We start from the raw sequence: 2,844 nt of genomic DNA, 5'->3' as shown, positions 1-2,844 counted from the left end.
TGAGGCATTCCATGAACTCCAAAAGGCTAAGGAGCTATGGATAGAGGCAGCACGAGCTGAGGGCAAACCTATTCCGCCCCCAAAATATCGACCGGTTATATATCAGGCTGTTTCAGCTTGATAATATTATAAGTCTCACACAGAAACAGCCCGGCACTCACTTCAGCCAGTCATGGCTGGTAAACATTCAGGGTGTCTTTATTGGTACTTCCTGGCACTCACGTCTCTGGCGTGACTATTGCACTATCACATAGATAAATGTTTGTCATTTTTTATTTATGCAGAAAAGATAGGTAGCACAGGGACTGTCCAGAGGCCGGTTGCGGCCTCTCCTGAATGGTTACATGTCTAAGGTTGTCTACTCAAAACTTTTCTATATTGGGTTTATGATGGATATTATCAGTTCCTCCGACATGGAGATTTACCGGCAATCCGCCAGAAAAAGGCAGCAGGCTGTCCAGGAAAGCAGGCGCATCCGGCATGAACACGCCTGGGATGTGGCGCGCAGGGCTGCATCTCTGTTAAGAGAGCACTTTGCAGCTTCTCGTGTTGTAGTGTTCGGTTCCCTGTTACGTCCGGAGGTGTTTTATGAACGTTCTGACGTGGATCTGGCGGTCTGGGGAGTGACAGATGAAAAGTACCTCCGGGCAGTGGCCGCAGTAACCGCCCTGGACAAAGAAATCAGTGTGGACCTGATTAAGATGGAGCCAGGACTTCAGAGCAATGCTTCCATCAGCATTCAGATAGAAGCGGGAGTGGAGATATGAGACTGGAAAACGGTCCTTATTAGGCCCTGGCGGGCAGACATTCAGGGGGTGCAGCAGGGGTGGCCTGGTGGATGTCAATTTTTTGGTTTGTTGATATTGAAGGAATCAATGCTTGCCAATAGACCGGACTTGCCCTAAGTTCATTTATAGCTTGGCATTACCTATATTAAGGAGCTATGTAGTTGAAAACAGTTTATTTAGACGTATGTGCCTTGTGTAGGCCTTATGATGACCAGACTTATACCAGGATTCATTTAGAGACTACAGCAGTAAGGTTGATACTTAGGGCAGTTGAAAATGGTGCGTACAAGATGGTCTACTCCCCGGTACACGAGAAGGAAATTTCGGCGACATCTGATGATGTTGAACGAGAAGACCTGTTGTTTTTAATAGATAAAATTGCTACTCGTATGGAACAAGCCATAACACATACTAGAAAACGAGCAGAAAATCTTGTGAGCGCTGGCTTTGGAGTTGCTGATGCAGCCCATCTGGCTTATGCAGAAAGGGCTCAGGCATTTTTTATATCATGCGATGATAAATTGATAAAAAAGTGCACAAAGTCTGATTTAAAAATTTGGGCAGGTAGCCCTATAATGTTTTGTGAAAAGGAGGATATAAAATGACACTCACAAAAGAAATCCCTGACAGGGAGCTTATTATAAAAGGTACAGAAGTTTTGTACAAGGAACTAGGGTACGTAGACACAATCCGGTTTCTATCCATGCCTAGAGACCAGCGTGTAGAAAGTGTAGAGCGTCATAGAAAATGGCAAGAATCTTTAGATATGAAAGCTTTTTATGATGAAGCATTTAAGAGAGATGGATCATGACCCGTTGCTCCAGAACCTGGTGAGAATGTCCAGGGGATTTGGCAGGCCAGGACCTTTGATATGCATTTTAGCAAAGCCCCGGTCCTGTCCTGGGTTTCAATATGAAGTTCAGTCTGGGGCAGGCTTGAGTTTAAAGCAACCTTCAAAAAAAGCTCTGCCTGGGCGACGTATGCCTCCAGGCAGGCAGACACATGAAACTGACAGTAACCATTCAGGGGTGCCACAATCGGCCTGGGGACAGTCCCCAAGCCTGGTGCCAGTAGCCACCACCGAGGACCCCCCTGAATGGTTACGGAGAAACCGTCGGGCCTGTTGTCCGGGAAGTGGCTCTTCCGGTTGAAGCGTACTTTTGAGAATTAAACCGCCTCATTTACATTAAGAAGAAGAATATCTCACGCCCGGCCTGAAGCAGGCCTAGAGCCGCAGAGCAAGGCAGGAGTAAGAGTTTTAATATTCATATCCCCCGAGTTGGGGGGTATGAATAACATGCTCCCCGCCGGAGCGCATGGCCTTTTTCAATATTGCAACTCGCAGGAATGAACCTTTTAAAATGTGCGCACTACAGATGAGGTTTTGACAAGAACATTATTCTTGCTAATAATTATGTAAAAATAGTAAGGATAATGAGTATGGGAGGTATTATGGCCAATGGAGCAGTTAAAGTAACCATAAATCTGCCGCATAATCTGGTAGTGGTTGCTGATGAAGTTGCGCGTGAAAGGAAGACCAGTCGCAGCAAGGTTATCACTTCTTGCCTGCAGACTTTAGCTGCCGAGCGTTTATATAATGAAATGGCAGAGGGATATAGGACGCTGGCAAAAGAGAACTTGAAGTTTGCTGAAGGGAGCGCCCATTTGGCTAATGAGCTACTGCCCGAGCGGGAATGACCATTTATGACCGAAGAATGTAAACGGGGCGCAATTTACCTGGTTAACTGGAACCCCGGCCGGGGTAGTGAGCAGACAGGAAAACGACCGGCACTGGTCATCCAGAATGACATTGGGAATAGATATAGCCCCACCACAATAGTAGCTCCGTGCAGTACCGCCGTTGTCAAGACTTATCCGTTCATAGTTCGTGTCAAGGCAGGCGAAAGCGGCCTGGACAAGGATAATGCAATCAACCTGGCACAGATAATGACCGTCGATAAGACAAGGCTGGAGGTAAAGCTGGGTGAGTTGCCAGCGAAGAAAATGCTCGAAGTTGATCAGGCACTTAAGAACAGCCTGGGCATTGAGTTATAGC

General features: G+C 46.7%; 5 protein-coding genes. All 5 read left to right on the top strand.

Annotated elements, in window-relative coordinates; translation table 11 throughout:
- The first annotated feature begins 344 nt into the window (after nucleotides 1-344).
- The 5 genes from QZP87_RS08835 (at nucleotide 345) to QZP87_RS08815 (ending at nucleotide 2,843) form a co-directional block, all read left to right on the top strand.
- Nucleotides 345-767 (top strand): nucleotidyltransferase domain-containing protein, encoded by a 423-nt coding sequence (locus QZP87_RS08835; protein ID WP_291322554.1) that lies wholly within the window; start codon nucleotides 345-347, stop codon nucleotides 765-767.
- A gap of 182 nt (nucleotides 768-949) precedes the next feature.
- On the top strand, nucleotides 950-1,393 hold the full coding sequence (locus QZP87_RS08830; RefSeq protein ID WP_291322553.1) for a hypothetical protein: 444 nt from the start codon (nucleotides 950-952) through the stop codon (nucleotides 1,391-1,393).
- The gene (locus tag QZP87_RS08825; protein WP_291322552.1) at nucleotides 1,390-1,599 is read left to right on the top strand and encodes a hypothetical protein; all 210 of its coding nucleotides are present in this window, start codon (nucleotides 1,390-1,392) and stop codon (nucleotides 1,597-1,599) included. The genes QZP87_RS08830 and QZP87_RS08825 overlap by 4 nt, the downstream gene beginning before the upstream one ends.
- A 641-nt stretch (nucleotides 1,600-2,240) precedes the next feature.
- On the top strand, nucleotides 2,241-2,486 hold the full coding sequence (locus tag QZP87_RS08820) for a hypothetical protein (protein ID WP_291322551.1): 246 nt from the start codon (nucleotides 2,241-2,243) through the stop codon (nucleotides 2,484-2,486).
- A gap of 6 nt (nucleotides 2,487-2,492) precedes the next feature.
- A complete protein-coding gene (locus QZP87_RS08815; protein WP_291322550.1) occupies nucleotides 2,493-2,843 on the top strand; it encodes a type II toxin-antitoxin system PemK/MazF family toxin in 351 nt (116 codons plus the stop codon).
- Nucleotide 2,844: the final 1 nt, after the last annotated feature.

The organism is Desulfonatronospira sp., from assembly GCA_003563255.1.
Lineage (GTDB): Bacteria > Desulfobacterota > Desulfovibrionia > Desulfovibrionales > Desulfonatronovibrionaceae > Desulfonatronospira.
Note: the sequence above shows the minus strand (reverse complement) of the source record. Positions and strands in the feature narration are given on the sequence as shown.

Excerpts from the sequence above, each read along its gene's own strand:
- QZP87_RS08820 (WP_291322551.1), top strand. The coding sequence starts at position 2,241 with ATGGCCAATGGAGCAGTTAAAGTAACCATAAATCTGCCGCATAATCTG.
- QZP87_RS08825 (WP_291322552.1), top strand. The coding sequence starts at position 1,390 with ATGACACTCACAAAAGAAATCCCTGACAGGGAGCTTATTATAAAAGGT.
- QZP87_RS08815 (WP_291322550.1), top strand. The coding sequence starts at position 2,493 with ATGACCGAAGAATGTAAACGGGGCGCAATTTACCTGGTTAACTGGAAC.
- QZP87_RS08835 (WP_291322554.1), top strand. The coding sequence starts at position 345 with ATGTCTAAGGTTGTCTACTCAAAACTTTTCTATATTGGGTTTATGATG.